At 60.8% G+C, this 21,781-nt stretch carries 18 protein-coding genes, 1 tRNA gene and 1 pseudogene; 15 read left to right on the forward strand and 5 right to left on the reverse strand.

Annotated features, from left to right (window positions below; genetic code table 11):
- Nucleotides 1-219: 219 nt before the first annotated feature.
- A tRNA-Arg gene (locus tag ACYAR8_RS07155) sits at nucleotides 220-296 on the reverse strand.
- A 365-nt stretch (nucleotides 297-661) separates the two neighbouring features.
- Here ACYAR8_RS07155 and gabD point away from each other — a divergent pair.
- The 3 genes from gabD to ACYAR8_RS07170 all read left to right on the forward strand — a co-directional run bounded on the left by gabD (nucleotide 662) and on the right by ACYAR8_RS07170 (nucleotide 4,968).
- Nucleotides 662-2,104, forward strand: a complete 1,443-nt coding sequence (gabD, locus tag ACYAR8_RS07160) for an NADP-dependent succinate-semialdehyde dehydrogenase (protein WP_108120984.1) — start codon at nucleotides 662-664, stop codon at nucleotides 2,102-2,104.
- A 194-nt stretch (nucleotides 2,105-2,298) separates the two neighbouring features.
- A complete protein-coding gene (gene gabT, locus ACYAR8_RS07165) occupies nucleotides 2,299-3,579 on the forward strand; it encodes a 4-aminobutyrate--2-oxoglutarate transaminase (RefSeq protein WP_074890070.1) in 1,281 nt (426 codons plus the stop codon).
- A gap of 165 nt (nucleotides 3,580-3,744) precedes the next feature.
- Nucleotides 3,745-4,968, forward strand: a complete 1,224-nt coding sequence (locus ACYAR8_RS07170) for an HDOD domain-containing protein (protein WP_463579486.1) — start codon at nucleotides 3,745-3,747, stop codon at nucleotides 4,966-4,968.
- Nucleotides 4,969-4,995: 27 nt separating this feature from the next.
- Here ACYAR8_RS07170 and ACYAR8_RS07175 read toward each other — a convergent pair whose 3' ends face one another.
- Both ACYAR8_RS07175 and desA read right to left on the reverse strand, forming a co-directional pair.
- Nucleotides 4,996-5,973 (reverse strand): GGDEF domain-containing protein, encoded by a 978-nt coding sequence (locus ACYAR8_RS07175; RefSeq protein ID WP_065990974.1) that lies wholly within the window; start codon nucleotides 5,971-5,973, stop codon nucleotides 4,996-4,998.
- A 139-nt stretch (nucleotides 5,974-6,112) separates the two neighbouring features.
- Nucleotides 6,113-7,297 (reverse strand): delta-9 fatty acid desaturase DesA, encoded by a 1,185-nt coding sequence (desA, locus tag ACYAR8_RS07180; RefSeq protein ID WP_074890076.1) that lies wholly within the window; start codon nucleotides 7,295-7,297, stop codon nucleotides 6,113-6,115.
- A gap of 177 nt (nucleotides 7,298-7,474) precedes the next feature.
- Between desA and dibA the strand changes: the two genes are divergently transcribed.
- From dibA to ACYAR8_RS07210, 6 genes are all read left to right on the forward strand, one after another.
- Nucleotides 7,475-9,397, forward strand: coding sequence for a phosphodiesterase DibA (dibA, locus tag ACYAR8_RS07185; protein ID WP_463579487.1), 1,923 nt, complete (start codon nucleotides 7,475-7,477; stop codon nucleotides 9,395-9,397).
- Nucleotides 9,398-9,703: 306 nt separating this feature from the next.
- Nucleotides 9,704-9,886, forward strand: a complete 183-nt coding sequence (gene oscA, locus ACYAR8_RS07190) for a sulfur starvation response protein OscA (protein WP_065990977.1) — start codon at nucleotides 9,704-9,706, stop codon at nucleotides 9,884-9,886.
- 82 nt (nucleotides 9,887-9,968) lie between these two features.
- Nucleotides 9,969-10,979, forward strand: coding sequence for a sulfate ABC transporter substrate-binding protein (locus ACYAR8_RS07195; protein WP_074890081.1), 1,011 nt, complete (start codon nucleotides 9,969-9,971; stop codon nucleotides 10,977-10,979).
- 210 nt (nucleotides 10,980-11,189) lie between these two features.
- Nucleotides 11,190-12,011 carry a sulfate ABC transporter permease subunit CysT gene (gene cysT / locus ACYAR8_RS07200; protein ID WP_074890082.1) on the forward strand — a complete coding sequence of 274 codons (822 nt, stop codon included), beginning with the start codon at nucleotides 11,190-11,192 and terminating at the stop codon, nucleotides 12,009-12,011.
- A 12-nt stretch (nucleotides 12,012-12,023) separates the two neighbouring features.
- Entirely contained in the window at nucleotides 12,024-12,896 is an 873-nt protein-coding gene (gene cysW, locus ACYAR8_RS07205; RefSeq protein ID WP_074890084.1) for a sulfate ABC transporter permease subunit CysW, read from the forward strand.
- 3 nt (nucleotides 12,897-12,899) lie between these two features.
- Nucleotides 12,900-13,889 (forward strand): sulfate/molybdate ABC transporter ATP-binding protein, encoded by a 990-nt coding sequence (locus ACYAR8_RS07210; protein ID WP_065990983.1) that lies wholly within the window; start codon nucleotides 12,900-12,902, stop codon nucleotides 13,887-13,889.
- 311 nt (nucleotides 13,890-14,200) lie between these two features.
- Here ACYAR8_RS07210 and ACYAR8_RS07215 read toward each other — a convergent pair whose 3' ends face one another.
- Entirely contained in the window at nucleotides 14,201-14,737 is a 537-nt protein-coding gene (locus tag ACYAR8_RS07215; protein WP_463579488.1) for an Mpo1 family 2-hydroxy fatty acid dioxygenase, read from the reverse strand.
- 105 nt (nucleotides 14,738-14,842) lie between these two features.
- On the opposite strand from ACYAR8_RS07215, the gene ACYAR8_RS07220 reads away from it, so the two are divergent.
- The gene (locus ACYAR8_RS07220) at nucleotides 14,843-15,577 is read left to right on the forward strand and encodes a Crp/Fnr family transcriptional regulator (RefSeq protein WP_463579489.1); all 735 of its coding nucleotides are present in this window, start codon (nucleotides 14,843-14,845) and stop codon (nucleotides 15,575-15,577) included.
- Here ACYAR8_RS07220 and ACYAR8_RS07225 read toward each other — a convergent pair.
- Complete coding sequence (locus ACYAR8_RS07225; RefSeq protein WP_463579490.1) at nucleotides 15,566-16,573, reverse strand: AraC family transcriptional regulator; 1,008 nt, start codon at nucleotides 16,571-16,573, stop codon at nucleotides 15,566-15,568. The two genes, ACYAR8_RS07220 and ACYAR8_RS07225, sit on opposite strands and share 12 nt — an antisense overlap.
- Nucleotides 16,574-16,683: 110 nt before the next feature.
- On the opposite strand from ACYAR8_RS07225, the gene ACYAR8_RS07230 reads away from it, so the two are divergent.
- From ACYAR8_RS07230 to ACYAR8_RS07250, 5 genes and pseudogenes are all read left to right on the forward strand, one after another.
- On the forward strand, nucleotides 16,684-17,754 hold the full coding sequence (locus ACYAR8_RS07230; RefSeq protein ID WP_074890098.1) for a fatty acid desaturase: 1,071 nt from the start codon (nucleotides 16,684-16,686) through the stop codon (nucleotides 17,752-17,754).
- 288 nt (nucleotides 17,755-18,042) lie between these two features.
- The gene (locus ACYAR8_RS07235) at nucleotides 18,043-18,624 is read left to right on the forward strand and encodes an alpha/beta hydrolase (protein WP_108120992.1); all 582 of its coding nucleotides are present in this window, start codon (nucleotides 18,043-18,045) and stop codon (nucleotides 18,622-18,624) included.
- Nucleotides 18,625-18,755: 131 nt separating this feature from the next.
- Nucleotides 18,756-19,571, forward strand: a pseudogene (locus tag ACYAR8_RS07240) (sigma 54-interacting transcriptional regulator); the annotation flags it as partial.
- 216 nt (nucleotides 19,572-19,787) lie between these two features.
- Nucleotides 19,788-20,576: a MetQ/NlpA family ABC transporter substrate-binding protein gene (locus ACYAR8_RS07245; protein ID WP_074890104.1), complete on the forward strand. Its 789-nt coding sequence runs from the start codon at nucleotides 19,788-19,790 to the stop codon at nucleotides 20,574-20,576.
- Nucleotides 20,577-20,883: 307 nt separating this feature from the next.
- Nucleotides 20,884-21,777: a TauD/TfdA dioxygenase family protein gene (locus ACYAR8_RS07250; protein ID WP_463579491.1), complete on the forward strand. Its 894-nt coding sequence runs from the start codon at nucleotides 20,884-20,886 to the stop codon at nucleotides 21,775-21,777.
- The last annotated feature ends 4 nt before the right edge of the window (nucleotides 21,778-21,781 follow it).

Below are 21,781 nucleotides of genomic sequence, written 5' to 3' on the forward strand. Positions count from 1 at the left end.
TCTAGATAAAGCACGTGAATCGCTCGATCAGACAGCCAAGCGACACTGAGGATCGACTTGCCTAAGGCCTTGCCTGCCACATTTTTGCTTTGTTTGTAGGTTGCTGCAGCCATACGCCCCAACGGATCCGATCCGGAGGGGATATATCATGGTGCTGTCACCCTGCTGTCACGGACGTTTCAGCGGAAGGGTAAGAAATGCTGGAAGCCTTGAATTTGGTGGTGCACCTGACGGGATTCGAACCCATGACCCCTGCCTTCGGAGGGCAGTACTCTATCCAGCTGAGCTACAGGTGCAACGCGGGCGCCATAATACTCATCTGGCCTGCACGCGTCCATGCCGATGACCCGCCGTTAACAATTTAGTGAGACCAAGCCAAGCCGTATCGGCACCCCCACATGACAACCACATCCGCATGCTCCCAGCTACGCTGATCCGAATTCATCCTCACCCCAAGCCCAGCCGTTCTTTTTTTCGAACGCACTATTGTCCTTTACCCCTGTTGTCCCTAGGATTCGTTTGAGATTTCAAACGCCCCGCCCGGCCTTTCTTCTATTCTCCAATCAGGGCCGGCGACAGTCTTATCCGGCGGCGGCCTCGGTCGAGGCGCCCGCACACAACCATTCGCTCCGCCGCGCGCGGTGCTGTTCAGGAGGCCGCAATGCAGCTCAAAGACTCGAAGTTGTTCCGCCAGCAGGCGTACATCAATGGCGCCTGGGCTGATGCCGACGGTGGCCAGACCATCAAGGTGAACAACCCGTCGACCAACGAGATTCTCGGTACCGTGCCGAAGATGGGCGCTGCTGAAACCCGTCGCGCCATCGAGGCCGCTGACAAGGCGCTGCCGGCCTGGCGTGCGCTGACCGCCAAAGAGCGTGGCGCCAAGCTGCGTCGCTGGTTCGAACTGATGATTGAAAACCAGGACGACCTCGGTCGCCTGATGACCCTGGAGCAGGGCAAGCCGCTGGCCGAGGCCAAAGGCGAAATCACTTACGCCGCCTCCTTTATCGAATGGTTCTCTGAAGAAGCCAAGCGCGTCTATGGCGACGTGATTCCGGGCCATCAGCCGGACAAGCGCCTGATCGTCCTCAAGCAGCCGATCGGCGTCACCGCGGCGATCACGCCGTGGAACTTCCCGGCCGCAATGATCACCCGCAAGGCCGGCCCTGCGCTGGCGGCAGGCTGCACCATGGTGCTCAAGCCTGCTTCGCAAACCCCATATTCCGCACTGGCGCTGGCTGAACTGGCTGAGCGCGCGGGCATCCCGGCTGGCGTGTTCAGCGTGGTAACCGGCAGTGCAGGCGATATCGGCAGCGAGCTGACCAGCAACCCGATCGTGCGCAAGCTGTCGTTCACCGGCTCGACCGAGATCGGTCGCCAGTTGATGGCTGAGTGCGCCCACGACATCAAGAAGGTCTCGCTGGAGCTGGGTGGCAACGCGCCGTTCATCGTGTTCGACGACGCTGACCTGGATAAGGCCGTTGAAGGCGCGATCATTTCCAAGTACCGCAACAACGGCCAGACGTGCGTCTGCGCTAACCGCATCTACGTGCAGGACGCGGTCTACGACGCCTTCGCCGAGAAGCTGCAGGTTGCCGTCGCCAAGCTGAAAGTCGGCGATGGCCTGGCTGAAGGCGTGACAACCGGTCCGCTGATCGACGAAAAAGCCGTGGCCAAGGTCAAGGAACACATCGCTGATGCTTTGAGCAAAGGCGCGAAAGTGCTGAGCGGCGGCAACAGCCTGGAAGGCAACTTCTTCGAACCGACTATCCTCGTCAACGTGCCGAAAAACGCAGCTGTGGCCAAGGAAGAAACCTTCGGTCCGCTGGCCCCGCTGTTCCGCTTCAAAGACGAAGCCGAAGTGATTGCCATGGCCAACGACACCGAGTTCGGGCTGGCGTCGTATTTCTACGCGCAGAACCTGAGCCGTGTGTTCCGTGTGGCTGAAGCCCTGGAGTACGGCATGGTGGGCATCAACACCGGCCTGATCTCCAATGAAGTCGCGCCGTTCGGCGGCGTCAAGGCATCCGGTCTTGGCCGTGAAGGCTCCAAGTACGGTATCGAAGATTATCTGGAAATCAAATACCTCTGCCTCAGCATCTGAACCCGCTGAGTGGCAGAGTGAAGTAACTGTTCGACAACCTGCGGGACGCGAGAGCGCCGTGTCGCAGGTTTCAGTGGCACCAACCTATTGGTGGCCGGGAGGCCGCGACAGTCGATCATCGTATGCTGTCGCTGTTGACCCTTGCTGCTTGATCCTTGAACCGCGCCGCCCGATGAGCGGCGAATGAGGAAATGATGAGCAAAACTAACGCATCCCTGATGAAACGCCGCGAAGCTGCTGTCCCACGCGGCGTTGGTCAAATTCACCCGATCTTCGCTGAGTCCGCGAAGAACGCCACTGTCACCGACGTCGAAGGCAACGAGTTCATCGACTTCGCCGGCGGTATTGCGGTACTGAACACCGGTCACTTGCACCCGAAAATCATCGCGGCCGTGCAAGAGCAACTGACCAAGCTGACCCACACCTGCTTCCAGGTGCTGGCGTACGAGCCCTACGTTGAGCTGTGCGAGAAGGTCAACGCCAAGGTGCCGGGCGATTTCGCCAAGAAAACCCTGTTGGTGACCACTGGTTCCGAAGCGGTCGAAAACGCCGTCAAGATCGCCCGTGCCGCAACAGGCCGTGCGGGCGTCATCGCCTTCACCGGCGCTTACCACGGCCGCACCATGATGACCCTGGGCCTGACCGGCAAAGTTGTGCCGTACTCGGCCGGCATGGGCCTGATGCCGGGCGGTATCTTCCGCGCCATCTACCCGAACGAGTTGCACGGCGTCAGCATTGACGATTCCATCGCCAGCATCGAGCGCATCTTCAAGAACGACGCCGAGCCTAAAGACATCGCCGCGATCATCATCGAGCCCGTGCAGGGCGAGGGCGGTTTCTACGTCGCGCCTAAAGCGTTCATGGCGCGTCTGCGCGAACTGTGCGACAAGCACGGCATTCTGCTGATCGCTGACGAAGTGCAGACCGGCGCTGGCCGTACTGGCACCTTCTTCGCCATGGAACAGATGGGCGTGAGCGCCGACCTGACCACCTTCGCCAAATCCATCGCCGGTGGTTTCCCGCTGGCGGGCGTGTGCGGCAAGGCCGAATACATGGACGCCATCGCGCCGGGTGGTCTGGGCGGCACGTACGCCGGTAGCCCGATCGCGTGTGCTGCTGCGCTGGCAGTCATGGAAGTGTTCGAAGAAGAGCACCTGCTGGATCGTTGCAAAGCCGTTGGCGAGCGTCTGGTCACTGGCCTGCGCGCCATCCAGGCCAAGTACCCGGTCATCGGTGAAGTCCGCGCGCTGGGCGCCATGATCGCCGTCGAGTGCTTCGAGAATGGCGACACCCACAAGCCGAACGCGGCTGCCGTGGCCCAAGTGGTCGCCAAGGCCCGTGACAAGGGGTTGATCCTGCTGTCCTGCGGTACCTACGGCAACGTGTTGCGCGTGCTGGTCCCGCTGACCTCGCCGGACGAGCAGTTGGACAAAGGCCTGAAGATCATCGAAGAATGCTTCGCTGAAATCGCCTGACTTCACGCCGATGAGCCGCAGCCACGTTTGATAAGAGCGTGATCGCTTCATCAGAAAAAACCTGCCTCGGCAGGTTTTTTCGTTTATGGACGTCGGAAAATTTTCCTCCGGTCTGTCTCCTTGCCCAGTCTTTGACTAAGGTAAGGAGACTGATGCCGGAGAGTCATGATGACCGTTGTAGAGGCGCTAGCCGTTCCCCGCGTGTTGATCGCTGAATCGGACCCCTGGGCCCGCGAGATGCTCAACGAATTGGTTCTCGACGTGCGTTGCGACGCGCAGCTGGACATCTGTTCCAACGGCCGAGAGGCGACCGAGCGGATGAGCGGGTATATCCCCGACCTGGTGATCGCTTCCCGCGAGTTGCCCGGCGTCGATGGCCTGAGCCTGCTGCGCGGGCTGCGCCAGTTGCGTCGCCAGCCACCGGTTCGTTTCATTCTGCTGAGCAGTCGCAGCGACAGCGTCAGTGTCCGCGAGGCTGTGCAACTGGCGCCCACCGCCTACCTCACCAAACCCCTGAACATGGAAGGCCTGCGCCATCGGCTGGAAGCGCTGCTGTTGCAGGACGGCGCGCAGGTCGCCTGTGCGGTGCCCGCGTTGGCGCCGGGTGTCGGGCTGAATGCGTTTCTGGAAAATCGTCGCGAAGTGGCCGACGGCGGGCCGCTGTTCGTTGACGTAAGGGCGGCGGTGGCCAGCAGTCGCGGGGCGTCGGGTGTTGAGCTGACGTTGCTGGAACAGGCGCTGATCCATGACCCCCATGTCACCGCACTGTTGATTGCCGCCGCTAACAGCGCGTCGAATCATCAGGGCAAGCCCGTGCAGACGCTGAGGCAGGCGCTCGCCATGTTGGGCGCCACTCAGAGCGTCAATCTGGTGCAAGGTCTGGCCCTCAAGCGCGGGGCGGTGCTGACGGATGCAACGTTGTTGCTGCACGCCACGGAAATCTGGGAGGTCTCGCAACGCACCGCCGAATGTGCGCGGACGCTGGCGCGCAAGCTGGATCTCGATCACGAGCGCTGTTACTGCGCCGGCTTGCTCAGGGGCCTTGGTGAACTGACCGTGTTGCGCTGTATGCAGGACTGGCTGATCGCCGGCGGCTCCCTGGATGAGGCAACCATTCGCCGTGCGTTGGCGCAGTATTCGGCCTCGTTCGGCTCGGCATTACGCACGCGTTGGCGCCTGCCCCTGGAACTGCGTGAATTGATCGCAGCGGTGTATCAATACAACACCGGGGTTTTTACTCGCGAAATCCTGGCGATGAATGTGGCGGGACAGATGGGCTCGCTCGGGCTTGAAGACCCGCTGGAGGCGCTGGCGAAGAGCAAATCGGCGCGGCTGCTGAAGGTCAGCGAGTCAGATCTGGAAAGGGTGCGCAGCAAGGCGGTGGCGTAGCCGGATGTAGATTTCAGAACAGCCGGCTTACACCAACACGATCTGATTCTTGCCCTGACGCTTGGCCTGGTACATCGCAGCGTCAGAGCGTGCGTACAGCGCTTCGAGGCTCTGGTCTTGGTCGCCGAGGTTGGTCAGTCCCTGGCTGGCGGTGATGCCGAAGGTTTTGTCGTTGCACTGAAAGCTCAGGCGCTGAATCTCACGCTGCAACCGTTCGGCAATCTGCTGGGCCATTTCCGGCGCACAGCCCGGGAATACGGCGGCGAACTCTTCCCCGCCAATCCGCCCGAACAGATCACCACGACGCAGCGTCTTGCGCCCGCACTCGGCAATGCGTTGCAGCACCAGATCGCCTTCCTGATGGCCGTAGGTGTCGTTGACCAGCTTGAAATCATCCACGTCCAACAACAGGAACGCCATCGGCGTGCCCTGCAGACGCGCTTGCTCGAACTCCCGTTGAGCGCATTCGAAGAAGTGCCGGCGGTTGCTGCTCTGGGTGAGCACGTCGGTGGTGGCAAGACGCTGCAACTCGTCTTCGAGGTGCTTCTTCTCGGTGATGTCTTCGGCGATGCCGACCACGATCAGGCGCTGGCTGTGCTCGGCCTGATGACTGACAAAGCATTTATCGCTCAGCCAGCGGACCTGGCCGTCAGCACGAATGATGCGGTACTCGCGGTCTTCGATGGAGCCCTTTTCGAGCACTTCGCTCAGGCTGCGCTCGGCGTAGTCCAGGTCATCGGGGTAAATGCTGTCGCGCCACTCGCTGTAGTCCGCGAGCAACAAACCGGCGGAACGGCCGAAAATGCGCTCGTAAGCGGGGCTGACATAGATCATGCGTTGCGTCTGCCAGTCGAACGCCCACAACACGGCGTTGACGCTGACCAGCAGAGAACTGAACAGCTGCTCGCGCTCGCTGAGGCGGGCCACTTCCGCCTGGGCATGCATCAGCGCCAGAAGGGTTTCTGCTGCGGCGGGTGTCTCAACGTGGGGAGTCTGATTGTCCATGAGCACTGCATCTCAGAATAAGGTGCGGCGCATGCCACAACATGTCACACAGCATAGTGCGAAGGTGTTAGTGAGATAGGAGTAATGGCACTAAGTTCCGATCGGTGCCACCCGGACGAATGGTCACCGATCAACGGCATCAAGCGTGTTGAGGCCGCAGTGAGTAGGTTTTCAGCTGATCAGCGAAGTCACGCAGCGATTGAATGCCGCTGGCTTCCGCCTCGTGGACCCAGTCCTTGATGGCTGCCAGCATGTCGTGACCATTGCTGCTGGTCTTCGCCCAGATCTGCTGCAGCGCCAGGCGTTTTTCGTAAATCACTTTCAGTGCCTGGCTGTGCTCCAGCATGGTCTGGATGCGCGCTTGATGCTTGTCTTCCAGCAGGCTGGGCTCGCGAGAAAGCAGGCGTTTGGCGCGGCGGAACTGGTGACGTACGGAGGCATCGGCTTTCGCCAGTTCCTGTGTCACCAACGGCGCGATGACCAGCTTGCGGTACTGAGCCATGATCTGGAAACGGTTGTTGAGGATGGCCATCGCCGTGTCCATGTCCAGATGACCCTTGCCTTCAACACGGTGCGCGATCGGCGCGACCCGTTGCACCTTCGCCAGGCGCAGCCAGCTGAATACCTTGATCCACGCCCAGCCCATGTCGAACTCCCAGCGCTTGACCGACAGCTTGGCCGAGTTGGGGTAGGTGTGGTGGTTGTTATGCAGCTCTTCGCCGCCGATCAAAATGCCCCAGGGCACCAGATTGGTGGCGGCGTCGCGGCATTCGAAGTTGCGATAGCCGACCGCATGGCCCAGGCCATTGACCACGCCCGCCGCCCACACCGGAATCCACATCATCTGGATCGCCCAGACGGTGATGCCGATGACGCCGAACAGCGCCAGATCGATCACGCCCATGATCGCGATGCCCAGCAGGGGATAGCGCGAATACAGGTTGCGCTCGATCCAGTCCTCGGGGCAGTTTTTGCCGTAGATGCGCAGGGTCTCGGGGTTCTCCGCTTCGGCGCGGTACAGCTCGGCGCCTTTGCGCAGCACGGTCGACAGACCCTTGATGACCGGGCTGTGCGGGTCATCGACGGTTTCGCATTTGGCATGGTGCTTGCGGTGGATAGCGGTCCACTCGCGGGTATTCTGCGCCGTGGTGAGCCACAGCCAGAAACGGAAGAAGTGCTTGAGCCCTGCGTTGAGTTCCAGGGAGCGATGCGCTGAATAGCGATGGAGATAGACCGTGACGCCGACGATGGTGACGTGTGTCATCGCCAGTGTGACTGCGACCAATTGCCAGACGGAAAGGTCGAGCAGACCGTTGTTCCACATAGGCTGAGTTGCCCTCGGTTGTAACGCGTGCAATGTACGGATCCGCCTGAGCAGACCCTGAGACAGAAGGGCGCATTATCACTTAGCTCACAGATAAAACCACCCGCTCTTTCAGATAAGCGTCGCAAGATGTTTCTTGTTCTATAATTTCGGACTTTCGCAAGGTTGTTTCTATCTATGTCGAGCACTACCCGGGATGCGCTAAGCACCGCAACGTTGTACGGGGTTGTATCGATTGGGTGGTCGGCGGTCATGGACCATTTGCTGCCGCGGCTGATCGACAACGCGACTGTGTTGGCGCGGGCGCAACAGGCCGGCGGTTATCTCTGGCTGGCCTTCAGCGCGGTGATGATCTATCTGGCTCGCTCGCGACTGCTCCGATTCATGGGCGTCACCGAGCTGGCGCGCCGTGATGAGGACATGCAGCGTCTGCGGCTGGCAGCAGCCGTGTTCGACACCACCCTGGAAGGCGTGCTGGTCACCGATGCCACGGGCGTGATCGTGCATGTGAACCGCGCCTTCAGCGAGATCACCGGGTATCAGCAGGATGAAGTGCTGGGTCTGCGGCCGAGCAAATTCAAATCAGGGCGCCATGGCCCCGAGTTCTACGAGCGCATGTTCAAGACCATTGTCAGCGCCGGGCAATGGAGCGGCGAAATCTGGAACCGTCGCAAAAGCGGCGAAATTTACCCGCAGTGGCAAAGCATTCGTCCGATCAGAGACGAGCGCGGTGAAATTACCCAGTTCGTCGCGGTGTTTTCCGACATCTCTTCGATCAAGCATTCCGAGCGCGAGCTGGCGCATCTGGCCCATTACGACCCGCTGACCGGTCTGCCCAATCGCCTGCTGTTCACTGACCGCGCCGAACAGGCGCACACCCACGCCCGTCGCAACAAACGCAGCCTGGCGTTGTTGCTCGTCGACCTGGACCACTTCAAGCACATCAACGAAAGCCTCGGCCACAACGCCGGGGACGAGGTGCTGAAGGCTGCCGCCGAGCGCCTCGAAACCCATCTGGAGAAGGGCGTCACACTGGCGCGGCTGGGTGGCGACGAATTCGCGATTCTGCTCGAAAACTCCCAGCAGGTCGCGCAGTCCGCCGAACTGGCGCAGAGCATTCTGGAAGGGCTGCGGGAGCCTTTTCTGGTCAGCGGGCAATCGCTGTTTCTGACGGCCAGCGTCGGCATCAGCATCTTCCCCCACGATGCGCTGACCGCCGAGCAGTTGCTGCGTAACGCCGATGCCGCGCTTTCACAGGCCAAACACCAAGGCCGTGAGAGCTACGCGATGTACACCGCCGAATTGACTGCCCACGCCCAGCGCCGTGTCGAGTTGGCGGCCGAGCTGCGACAGGCTGTCGAGGAGAACGAACTAAGGGTGTTTTATCAGCCGATTCACAACCTTCACAGCCGCGGCATCGAAGGCGTCGAGGCGCTGGTGCGCTGGCAGCATCCGTCGCGGGGCATGGTTTCGCCGGGTGAATTCATCCCGATTGCCGAGCAAAGCGGGCTGATCGCCGACATCGACAACTGGGTGCTGACCGAAGCCTGCCGGCAGATGGGTGAGTGGCTGGAGGACGGTGTGAATGTATCGTTCGTCGCAGTCAACGTGTCCAGCCGGTTGTTCGGCCGCGGCGATCTTGATCGGCGGGTGGCCAAGGTGCTGAACGAAACCGGACTGGCCCCGCAGTTTCTGGAGCTTGAGGTCACCGAAAGCGCGATCATGGACGACCCCGATCAAGCTATCGAACAGATGCACCGGCTGCGGGATCTGGGTTTGAAACTGTCCATCGACGATTTCGGCACCGGGTATTCGTCGCTCCTGCGGCTCAAGCGTATGCCGGTGCAAAAACTGAAAATCGATCAGGGGTTTGTCGCCGGCTTGCCGGACGACGATGACGACATCGCGATCGTCAACGCCATCATCGCCCTGGCACGGGCCATGGGCATGCGCGTGCTGGCAGAAGGCATCGAGCAGGCCAATCAGGCCAGTTTTCTGCTGAAGCACAACTGCGAACTGGGCCAGGGCTACTGGTTCGCCCGGCCTATGCCGGCGGAGCAGATCAACTGGCAGCATGCGCCGGTGTTTGTCTCTGCGTGATACGGCGGCCTACACGTGACGCTGTTGTAGGAGCGCGCTTGCCCGCGATAAACGATGACGCGGTGAGTCTGATGAACCTCGTCGTCTGCATCGCGGGCAAGCGGGCTCCTACATTGGATCGGCGTTAGATCCTCAAATCCCGGCTGAACACCGACCGCCTGCGTACTCACTTCCCAAATGCCTTTTGGTTATATCTGCATTCTTAAATAGTATTTTTAAGAATATCTCTGCGTCTCTACTATCCCGCTCACGCCACAAGCAGCGGCCGCCCCCCACGCTGCGGCACATCTTTCAAGGAGCAGGAACATGAGCGCATCTCTACGTAGCGTTGACGGCCAGGACGAAGCAAGCATTTTGCGTGAAATTCAAAGCGCGCTGCGTGACCTGCGCTTTGGTGCGGTTGAAATCACCGTGCACAACGCGCAGGTGGTCCAGATCGAGCGCAAGGAAAAATTCCGTCTGCAGAACCCGAGCAACAAGCAGGGCTGAGCCACGCTCCCGCATCACTAACGCTGCATGACCTAAAACTAGAAAAAGCCAACAGCACAAAATGTGTCCAGGAGCCTGATTCATGTCCATTCGTCGTTATGCGCTGGCCGCTCTCGCCAGTGCGGTGTTTGCCGGTTCTGCTGTCGCCAAGGACTTCACCCTGCTGAACGTGTCGTATGACCCTACGCGCGAGCTGTACCAGGACTACAACGCCGAATTCATCAATTACTGGAAAAAGTCCCACCCGGGCGACACCGTGAAAATCAACCAGTCCCACGGTGGCTCGGGCAAGCAGGGCCGCTCGGTGATCGACGGCTCGCCTGCCGACGTGGTGACCCTGGCGCTCGCCGGCGACATCGACGAAATCGCCAAACTGGGCAAGACCATTCCTGCGGATTGGCAGACCAAGCTGCCGGACGCCAGCACCCCGTACACCTCGACCATTGTGTTCCTGGTGCGCAAGGGCAACCCGAAAGGCATCCATGACTGGGCCGACCTGATCAAGGACGGCGTGTCGGTGATCACGCCGAACCCGAAAACCTCGGGCGGCGCGCGCTGGAATTTCCTGGCGGCTTACGGCTACGGTCTCAAATCCAATGGCGGCGATGAAGCCAAGGCCAAGGAATACATCGGCAAACTGTTCAAGCATGTGCCTGTGCTGGACACCGGTGCACGGGGTTCGACCATTACTTTCGTCAACAACGGTCAGGGTGATGTGTTGCTGGCGTGGGAAAACGAAGCGTTCCTGGCGCTGAAAGAAAACGGCGGGGCGGACAAGTTCGACATCGTCGTACCTTCGCTGTCGATCCTGGCCGAGCCTCCCGTGGCTGTCGTTGAGAAGAACGCCGAGAAGCACGGTACCGCCGAAATCGCCACCGAATACCTCAAGCACCTGTACAGCAAGGAAGGTCAGGAAATCGCGGCGAAAAACTTCTATCGTCCTCGGGACACGGAAGTGGCGGCCAAGTACGAGAAGCAGTTTCCCAAACTGAATTTGCTGACCATCGACAAAGACTTCGGCGGCTGGAAATCGGCTCAGCCCAAGTTCTTCGATGATGGCGGTGTGTTCGATCAGATCTACATCCCGCAGTAGTCGCTGAACGGTGTAGGAGCGCGCTTGCCCGCGAAAGCGTCGTGTCAGTTAATGCATTTGGCACAGGCAGATGGCTATCGCGGGCAAGCGCGCTCCTACAGGTGGATCACTGGCATCGGGTGCGATTTCTGATAGATATTTCCGCGCAGCGCCAGCGGAATAAATGGACCCGGACTCGTTCCGGGTAACGTGTGTAAACCAAGGACTTTTATGTCGCGACGCATATCCCCCGTCATACCCGGCTTCGGGCTGACGCTGGGTTACACATTGGTGTACCTCAGCCTGATTGTGCTGATACCGCTTGCGGTCATGTTCATCCACGCCTCCCAGCTGAGCGCCGTTCAGTTCTGGAACATCGTTACGGCCCCTCGCGTGCTCGCAGCACTCAAGCTGAGCTTCGGCACTGCGTTTTGCGCGGCGATCATCAACGGCATCATCGGCACGCTGCTGGCCTGGGTGCTGGTGCGTTACACCTTTCCCGGTCGCAAGATCATCGACGCGATGATCGATCTGCCCTTCGCACTGCCCACCGCCGTTGCCGGTATCGCGCTGACCGCGCTGTACGCGCCGAACGGTTTCATCGGCCAGTTTGCCGCCGACCTGGGCATCAAGATCGCCTACACCCCCTTCGGCATCACCCTGGCACTGACCTTCGTCACCTTGCCCTTTGTGGTGCGCACGGTTCAGCCGGTGCTGGCGGACATCCCCCGGGAAGTCGAAGAAGCGGCGGCATGCCTTGGCGCCAAACCGCTGCAAGTGTTCCGTTACATCCTCGCGCCTGCCTTGTTGCCTGCCTGGCTGACCGGCTTTGCGCTGGCCTTCGCCCGAGGCGTGGGTGAGTACGGCTCGGTCATTTTCATCGCCGGCAACATGCCGATGAAAACCGAAATCCTGCCGTTGCTGATCATGGTCAAGCTCGACCAGTACGACTACACCGGCGCTACGGCAATTGGCGTGATGATGCTGCTGGTGTCGTTCGTGCTGTTGCTGCTGATCAATCTGTTGCAGCGACGCATCGAAACCCCTAACTGAGGAGGCGCACCCATGTCTGATTCATCGCTCATTGCTGCGTCCTCCGCCAATGCTGCCCGTCGTGGCAGCGCGGTGTCGCGGCGCATTCTGATCGGCCTTGGCTGGCTGGTCTTTGCGTTCTTCCTGTTGCTGCCGTTGGTGGTGGTGATCGGCCAGGGCTTGAGCAACGGCCTCGGCGGATTCTTCGCGGCCATCCTGGAGCCTGACGCGCTGTCAGCCCTCAAGCTCACCGTGTTCGCGGTGCTGATTTCGGTGCCGCTCAACGTGGTCTTCGGCGTCGCGGCAGCCTGGTGCGTGAGCAAATACTCGTTCCGTGGCAAGGCGATTCTGGTCACGCTGATCGACCTGCCGTTCTCGGTCTCGCCGGTCATCGCCGGTCTGATTTACGTGCTGATGTTCGGCGCCCGTGGCGTGTTCGGCCCCTGGCTGCAGGACCACGACATCCAGATCGTCTTTGCCCTGCCGGGCATCGTACTGGCGACCATCTTCGTGACGGTGCCGTTTGTGGCCCGCGAGTTGATCCCGCTGATGCAGGAGCAGGGCACGCAGGAAGAAGAAGCCGCGCGCTTGCTCGGTGCCAATGGCTGGCAGATGTTCTGGCACGTGACCGTCCCCAACATTAAGTGGGGCCTGATCTACGGCGTGGTGCTGTGTACCGCGCGGGCCATGGGTGAGTTCGGCGCGGTGTCGGTGGTGTCCGGGCACATTCGCGGCGTGACCAACACCCTGCCGCTGCATGTCGAGATTCTCTACAACGAGTACAACCACGTGGCTGCATTTGCCGTGGCGAGCCTGTTATTGATCCTTGCGCTGTTCATCCTGCTGCTCAAGCAGTGGAGCGAAGCGCGCATTAGCCGTCTGCGCAAAAACGCGGCGGAGGAATAATTCATGTCGATCGAAGTCCGTAACGTCAGCAAGAATTTCAACGCCTTCAAGGCCCTCGACGGGATCAGTCTGGATATCCAGAGTGGCGAGCTCGTGGCGCTGTTGGGCCCGTCCGGTTGTGGCAAGACCACGCTGCTGCGCATCATCGCCGGGCTGGAAACGCCGGATAAAGGCAGCATTGTGTTCCACGGAGAGGATGTCTCCGGCCACGACGTGCGCGATCGCAACGTAGGGTTCGTCTTCCAGCACTACGCGCTGTTTCGCCACATGACCGTGTTCGACAACGTCGCTTTCGGCCTGCGCATGAAGCCGAAGAACCAGCGCCCGAACGAGAGCCAGATCGCTGTCAAAGTGCATGAACTGCTGAACATGGTGCAGCTGGACTGGCTGTCGGATCGCTATCCGGAGCAACTGTCGGGCGGTCAGCGTCAGCGGATTGCCCTGGCCCGGGCCTTGGCGGTGGAGCCCAAAGTGTTGCTGCTGGACGAGCCGTTCGGCGCGCTGGATGCCAAGGTGCGCAAGGAACTGCGTCGCTGGCTGGCGCGGCTGCACGAAGACATCAACCTGACCTCGGTCTTCGTGACCCACGATCAGGAAGAGGCGATGGAAGTCGCGGACCGCATCGTGGTGATGAACAAGGGTGTGATCGAGCAGATCGGCTCGCCGGGCGACGTCTATGAGAACCCGGCCAGCGATTTCGTCTACCACTTTCTGGGTGACTCGAACCGCCTGCACCTGGGCGATGACAACCACGTGCTGTTCCGCCCGCACGAAGTGTCATTGTCACGGCATGAAGTGGAAGGGCACCACGCGGCAGAAGTGCGGGACATCCGCCCGTTGGGAGCCACGACGCGCGTGACCCTGAAAGTCGAAGGGCAACCGGAGCTGATCGAAGCGGAAGTGGTGAAAGACCATGACAGCCTGACCGGACTGGCGCGGGGCGAGACGTTGTTCTTCAAGCCGAAGGTCTGGCAGAAAGTCGACAACCTCTAAGCGTACCCCTGTAGGAGCGTGGCTTGTCCCGCGATCTGCCGGGGACCGGCAGCAATCCTGATAATGCGTTCTGCCTGATGCACCGCATTATCCAGTTTGCGGCGACTGCGTCGCCGATCGCGGGACAAGCCACGCTCCTGCAGGTTCGTGCGGATACTCACAATCCGGGCCGGACGCAAATCCACTGTAGGAGCAATCGGAGGTTACGACGGTCGCGAAGGCGCTGGGTCAGCGACATCCACGTCGGCTGACCCATGCATTCGCGAGCAAGGTGGAGCGCCACCCCGGTCGCTCCTACAGTAATGCGAGTTCTAGACCGTCGCTTTTTTCAAATCCCGCCGGTGCGTCTTGCCCACTCGCGCCTCGATGGCGTGCTGCAACTTCTTTCTCATTCCCAGCAAAAAAGCCGCTTCGGCGACGACAAACAACGGCCCGATGATCAGGCCTGTGAGGTCGTCGACAAACGCCGGCTTGCGGCCTTCGTAATAATGGCCCACAAACTGAATCACCCAACCGAGCACAAACAACCCGACGCCGGCGCTGAGCCAGACCATGGTGGTCTGTTGCGCCAGGTTGGCGCCGACCCACAGACACAGCGCAAGCAGGACGCCCATCAACACGCCAAAGAAGGCATCCAGCCGCAGGTAGAAAAACGTCGAGGCCAGACTCACCAGCAAGGCCGGCGACACCCAAATCCCGCCGAGGGACCAGCTGGTCCAGCCGGGGCGTGACAACAGCACGGCCACCGCGATCACGATCAGGGGAATGCCGACGAAGTGGGTGACGATATTGCGGGTGTCGCGGTGGTAGGCCGCGTACTGGCTGAGGTGATCGACGAGGTTTTTCATTGTTATTCCTCTATGGATACGTGGATCATGCCGCTGATTTTTTCGGCCAGGCCCGCTGGACGGCTCAGCCTGCAACAAAACGCCGGCTATCAAAAGGAGATTCACATGACGAATGGAACCCAATGGCGCTCATGGTTTATCAACGACCGATGGTTCCGCGATCTGCCTGCGCTGCTGCAGGATAGCTTGCTGACCGGCATGCGTCAGCGTCGGGTGACGCCCGGTAAATCGATCTTCCAGCGCGGCGATTCTGCGCCTGGCTTGTACGCCTTGCTCACGGGCTCGTTGCGCATCAATCCCCTCAAGCCGCAGCAAACGGACATGCCCCCGGCAGAAGGCTATCGGCCCTTCTGGTTCGGCGAAGTCTCGTTGTTCGACGACCTGCCCGCGACCCACGATGTGTTCGCCCAGGACGCGGTCATTCTCCTGCACATGCCCCATGCGCCACTCAAACAACTGCTGGCCGAACACCCGGCCTTGTGGCGGCATTTTCGTGAGTTGCTGGGGCGCAAGCTCGGTCTTGCCGTGCCTGCCATTGAAGACATCACGCTGATGCCCACTGAAGAACGCGTGGCGTTTCGGCTGCTGATGCTCGCCGAAGCCTACGGCGAGATGGATCGCTCCGTGCGCAGCGTGCCCCTTGCCGACATGGCCTCGAATCGTTGCCTGGGGCTGAGCGCCGAGGTGGTCGAGCGGGTAGTAGGGGAGTTCGCCGAACGGCAGATCGTGCGTCGCGATCACGATCTTATCGGCGTGGAGGACATAGAATGGCTGCGCGAGGCGGCCCTTCACCGCCTGACCGGCGCAAGCGATGAAGGGCGTCGCCGCTCAGCGGTTTAAACCTTCGCGATACTGACTGGGCGTCATGCCGGTCCAGCGCTTGAACGCGCGGCTGAAACTGCTGGTGTCGGCGAAACCGAGCAGGTAGGCGACTTCACTGAGCGAGCTAGCCGGGTCGCGCATGTGCTGCAGGGCCAGATTCTGCCGGCACTGATTGAGCAGCAAGTCGTAGCGGCAACCCTCGTCGGCCAGATGGCGTTGAAGGCTGCGCAGGCTCAGGTGCAGCGTGTGGGCAATGTGCTCAGCGGACGGCTCGCCCTCCGGCAAATGGGTCTCGATGGCGCCCCGCACCTTGCGCTCCCAGGTCAGTGCACTGAGTTGCTCGAGGGTTCGGTTGAGCACCGCCTCGTTGTGCACGGCCAGCTCCGGATTACCGTCGTCCAGGTGCCTGTCGAAATCCTCGCTGGCAAAACTCAGCAGATTCTCCGCCGCGCCGAAGAACAGCGGCGCACGGAAGACGTCATGCCACGGCTGCGGGTCTGCCGGTGGCGGCCGCATCAGGTGCACGGCCAGCGGCGCGTAATGACGGCCCAGGCGGTTGCGGCACGTGCGCACATAGATTGCGGCGAAGGCGTCCATCGCCTCATTGGCTGGCACCGGACTACCGTCGGGCACGCGGAAGCGAAACTCGTAACACTCGTCCACACGTTCAAAGCTCATGACCAGCGCGTCGCTCACCACCGGGTGATAACGCACGATGCGCTCGAACACCTCACGCAACGAACCGCTGGCGACCAAGGCGTAACCCAGCGCATGAAAGGTCGTCGGGCTGACGAAGCGCGACACCCGCAAGCCCAGCGCCGGATCGCCACTCGCCTGCACCGCCAGCTCCCAGAAACGGGTGGTCACCGTCACCGGGTATCGAGCGTTGGGATCATCCATCAGTTGCGGATCCAGGCCCGCAGCCTGGCTCAGTGCGAGGCTGTCGAGGCCGAGGGCATCGAGTTGCTTGCGCAGGGCGCGGGTCCAGCTGGCGAGGATGCTCGGCTCAGACATACAGGTTGGCGCCTCCGGTCTACAGATTGGCGTTCACGGTCAGGCAGCTTTCCTCCTGAAGCGGCACAGTGGTGCCATGTTTTTTCATCCTGAAACCGGAGAATGGAATCATGCACGACACTTCTGCAAGTGCTGCCGGACTGAATGCACAACAACGATCAGCGCATATTCGTGCGGTGGTTTCCGCCCACGGCGCTGCGTTGCGTGAGCGCCATCCGCTGTTGCGGCATCAAGACGCCATTGGCGCCGGCATCCTGTTCTTCGCACTGGCCGGCATGATCGGCAGCGCGGCGCTCTATCTCGGGGGTTATCTGGCCTGGTGGGCGTGCCTGCTGCTGAATGCGTTCTTCGCCTCGCTGACCCACGAGCTTGAACACGACCTGATCCACAGCATGTACTTCCGCAAGCAGCGCGTGCCCCATAACCTGATGCTGGCGCTGGTCTGGCTGGCGCGGCCGAGCACAATCAATCCCTGGATTCGCCGACACTTGCACCTCAATCACCACAAGGTCTCCGGCACCGAGGCCGATATGGAGGAGCGCGCCATCACCAATGGCGAACCATGGGGCGTGGCGCGGTTGCTGATGGTGGGCGATAACGTCATGTCGTCGCTGATCCGCATGCTGCGGGCGAAAACCCGGGCGCATAAATTCAGCATTCTCAAACGCACCCTTCGCGTTTATGCGCCGCTGGCGCTGCTCAATTGGGGCGCGTGGTACGTGTTTCTCGGCTTCCACGGCGCCAACGGCATTGCCGGTCTTATGGGCAGCCCGATTGAATGGTCGGCGAATACGCTGGCGGTCATGCACGTCATCGACGTCGCTGTCGTGGTGCTGGTCGGTCCGAACGTGCTGCGTACCTTTTGCCTGCACTTCGTCAGTTCGAACATGCATTACTACGGCGACGTCGAACTGGGGAATGTCATGCAACAGACCCAAGTGCTCAATCCGTGGTGGATGTGGCCGCTGCAGGCGTTCTGCTTCAACTTCGGCAGCACCCACGGGATCCATCACTTCGTGGTGAAGGAGCCGTTTTACATACGCCAGATGACGGCGCCCGTTGCGCACAAGGTGATGGCCGAGATGGGGGTGCGCTTCAATGATTTCGGCACCTTCGGACGGGCCAACCGGTTTGAGCGCACTGCTGAAAACGACACGGTGCTCAAGCCTGCGCGCGGTTGATGCCTGCCTGTTGCGCCAGTGATGCCGGCCTTCAGAAATTTTTCTGGATAAAGATTTCTGTAACAACCGCCCCTTAATCTCTTCTCATCCCCGGCGAGCTGGGGGCAGACAGCGTGATTATCAGGGTCACCCCTTTAAGGCAGGGGGTGGCCCTCTTTTTTTGCGCTATCCCCCGAAGTTGCGGCATATATTTTCGAGCTATTAATAAATAGCTTCTTATTCTTTTTCGAATATATGCCCGATCCCTATACTCGCCCCCATGAACGCACCGTGCAGGAGGCGAAGGCCATGCATAACGAATCGATCCGTTACTTGATCGTGCCAGGCTGGCAAGGATCTGCCGACGACCATTGGCAAACTCACTGGCAGAACAGCCTGCCCAATAGCGTGCGCGTGGAGCAGGCCGACTGGCTCAAACCGCGCCGCGAAGATTGGGTAGGTGAACTGCAACGCGCTATCGCCTCGGACAGCACACCGGTGATTCTCATTGCCCACAGCCTGGGTTGCGTCACCGTCGCCCATTGGGCGCAGCTGGCGCCATTGGCGAGTTTGCGTCAAGTGCGCGGAGCCTTGCTGGTGGCTCCCGCCGACGTCGAGCGGCCCAATTGCCCACCAGCGATTCGCAATTTCGCGCCGATCCCCGAACACCTGCTGCCGTTCCCGACCCAAGTGGTCAGTTCGGACAACGATTCAGCCGTCAGCGCATTGCGCGCGATGGAAATGGCCCGCAACTGGGGCGCCGAAATCGGCATCCTCAGCGGCGCTGGCCATATCAACGTGAAGTCCGGCCATCAGCGGTGGGAGCAGGGTTTCGCTTACCTGTACCGGCTGCAAGGGCGTATCGAGCAACTTACCCGCCGCCGCGCATGACATCAGCACACGTCACCGTCGGTACGCACGAGCCAACTTTTCTCAGCATCACTTTCGCCGCAGTGAACCGACAGGCACTGCGGCTTTTTTTTAAACGCCCGGGTCCATGAATGGTCGGGCGGGAGCCTGCCATGAGCCTTTCCGACATTTCGAGCCACCCGTTGTTGACTTTTCCTGACGCTGAAAAAAGCCCGCTGAGCATCCGCGCCAAGGCCTTGGTGTTCATCGATCCACGATCGCGGCAGTTGCGCGAAGAGATGGAGCTGCTGGCGCCACTGGACCTGCCGGTGCTGATCCGCGGCGAATCCGGCACCGGCAAGGAATTGCTGGCGCGTCATATCCATCGTGGCAGCGACCGGGCCGGGTTGTTCGTATCCGTCAACTGTGGCGCCATCAGCTCGACCTACGCCGACGCCGAGCTGTTCGGCTACGCCGCCGGCGCCCACAGCGTCTCTGTCAGCAGTCGGGCAGGCTGGTTCGGCTCGGCAACGGGCGGCACCCTATATCTGGATGAGATCGCCGACCTGCCGATGGCGATTCAAATCAAGTTGCTGGCGGCGCTGGAAAACCACGAAGTCACCCGCGTTGGCGCCACGCAGCCCAGCCAGGTCGACGTCAGGCTGGTCGCCGCGACCAGCATCGACCTGCGCCTGTCGGTCGCCGCTGGCAAATTCCACGAGCGGCTTTATCGCTACCTGAACGAAGGGCGTCTCGACCTGCCGGCGTTGCGCGAGCAGCCCGGCAATATCCTGCCGTTGGCCGAGTACTTCCTGGGGATTTACAGCCAGCGCTTCGGGTTCGAGATGCCGCTGATCAGCGAGGACGCGCAGCGCGTGCTCGAAGCCCATTACTGGCCGGGCAACACGCGGGAGCTGGAGAACGTCATTCACTTCGCGCTGCTGGTCAGCAGCGGCGCGGAAATCCTGCCCGAGCATCTGAATCTGCCGATTCGGTGATGGCTCTCTAGGCCCAGCGCCAGGCGGCTGGGTGGCAAGATGCCCGTTGAGAACCAAAAAGCATAACCGCCTGACTAAAAAGTATTGTCTCGGAATAAAAAATCTCGGTACTGTCGGCACCAGCCGCCACCCTGCCGAGGGTCGATCCCGCGGCAGACCGAAGACAAGTCGCCCACGAGGCGACCCGATTTCTATTAAGGACATCGCATGAAGAAGACGTTTCTGTTCACCGCACTGGCGGCTGCTCTCTCCCTGGGCATCAGCGCTGCACAAGCTGCCGAGAAGCTCGTCGTGGGCGCCACCGCTGTTCCGCACGCCGAGATCCTTGAGCTGATCAAGCCTGAACTGGCCAAAGAAGGCGTGGACCTGCAGATCAAGGTCTTCACTGATTACGTGCAGCCCAACGTGCAACTGAACGAGAAGCGTCTGGACGCCAACTACTTCCAGACCAAGCCTTATCTGGATGGCTTCAACAAGGGCAAGGGCGCCACCCTGGTGACCGGCGTCGGCGTACACGTCGAACCGTTCGGTGGTTACTCGAAGAAGTGGAAGTCGATCGCCGAGCTGCCTGACGGCGCAACCGTTGCCATCCCTAACGAAGGCAGCAACGCTGGTCGCGCTCTGCTGTTGTTGCAGAAGAACGGCCTGATCACCCTGAAAGACCCGACCGACGCCCTGGCGACGCCGAAAGACATCGCCACCAACCCGAAGCACCTGAAGTTCCGCGAGCTGGAATCGGCGCTGCTGCCGCGCGCGCTGGATCAGGTTGACCTGGATCTGATCAACACCAACTACGCGCTGGAAGCCAAGCTCAGCCCTAAAAAGGATGCGCTGATTCTGGAAGGTGCCGACTCGCCGTACGTGAACTACCTGGTGACCCGTACCGACAACGCTCACACCGACGCGATCGAGAAGCTGTCCAAAGCGCTGACCAGCCAGCAAGTCAAAGACTTCATCAACAAGAAGTACGACGGCGCGGTACTGCCGGCGTTCTGATGAAGGCCTGAGCGCGCCATTGCAGCGCGTTCATTTTTACAAAACGCGCTTGCCCGCCGCCGCTCCTACTCCGCTGACGCACAGTCATCGAGGGTTGGGGGTGGCGACAGGCAAGCGCGTTTTTGCGTTTAAAGCGCGGCGCCTGTGCATAAGTCCGCAAGCCGGCGCCCCGCGTATGGCAGTAACTGCCGGAGACCGTCGCTAGGTCGTTCAGCGCTATGCATATGCTCTAACGATATTTAAAATTCCGTTCTTATAGCTTTAAAGTCTTCCCTCCTTAGCCACACCTTTTGGAGTCGGAGTTCTCATGCCAGCAGCCTCCCACGCTTCTTCCGCGCAAGCGCCCGGTCAGCCGTTCGATGTGCGTCCATTCGCCGAAAAGGTGGGCGCGGAAATCGTCGGTCTGGATCTGTCCCGCCCGCTAAACGACGCCGATTTTGCCCGCGTGCATCAAGCGCATCTCGATTACCACGTGGTGGTTTTCCGCGATCAGCACATCACCCCGCAGCAGCAGATCGATTTCAGCCGCCGTTTTGGCGTCCTGCAGATTCACGTGCTCAAGCAGTTCCTGCTCGCCAATCACCCCGAAATTTTGATCGTCTCCAATATCGTCGAGAACGGTCAGCCGGTCGGGCTGGGCGATGCCGGCAAATACTGGCACTCGGACCTTTCTTACAAAGAGCTGCCGAGCCTGGGCTCGATGCTCTATGCCCAGGAGCTGCCAAGCGAAGGCGGCGACACCCTGTTCGCTGACATGCACCTGGCCTGGGACACGCTGCCCGAGCACCTGCGCAAAGCTGTCGAAGGGCGCACCGCCGCGCACAGTTACACCTCGCGCTACAGCCATGGGCATAACGCCGATAACTGGCGGCCGACCCTCAGTGCTGAACAGTTGGCCCAGGTCGCGGTGGTCAGCCACCCGATTGTGCGTACCCACCCGGAAAACGGGCGCAAGGCGCTGTTCGTCAGCGAAGGCTTCACGACCCATATCCTTGGCCTGCCGGACGACGAGAGTCAGGCGATTCTGACCGAGCTGTACGCCCACAGCGTTCGCCCGGAAGGCGTTTACCGCCACAAGTGGCAGGAGAACGACATGGTGTTCTGGGACAACCGTTCGCTGATTCATCTGGCCGGCGGCACGCCCGATCACCTGCGCCGTCGCCTGCACCGCACCACCATTCAGGGCGATGCGCCGTTCTGATCAG

Source organism: Pseudomonas sp. HP_01 (assembly GCF_055284355.1).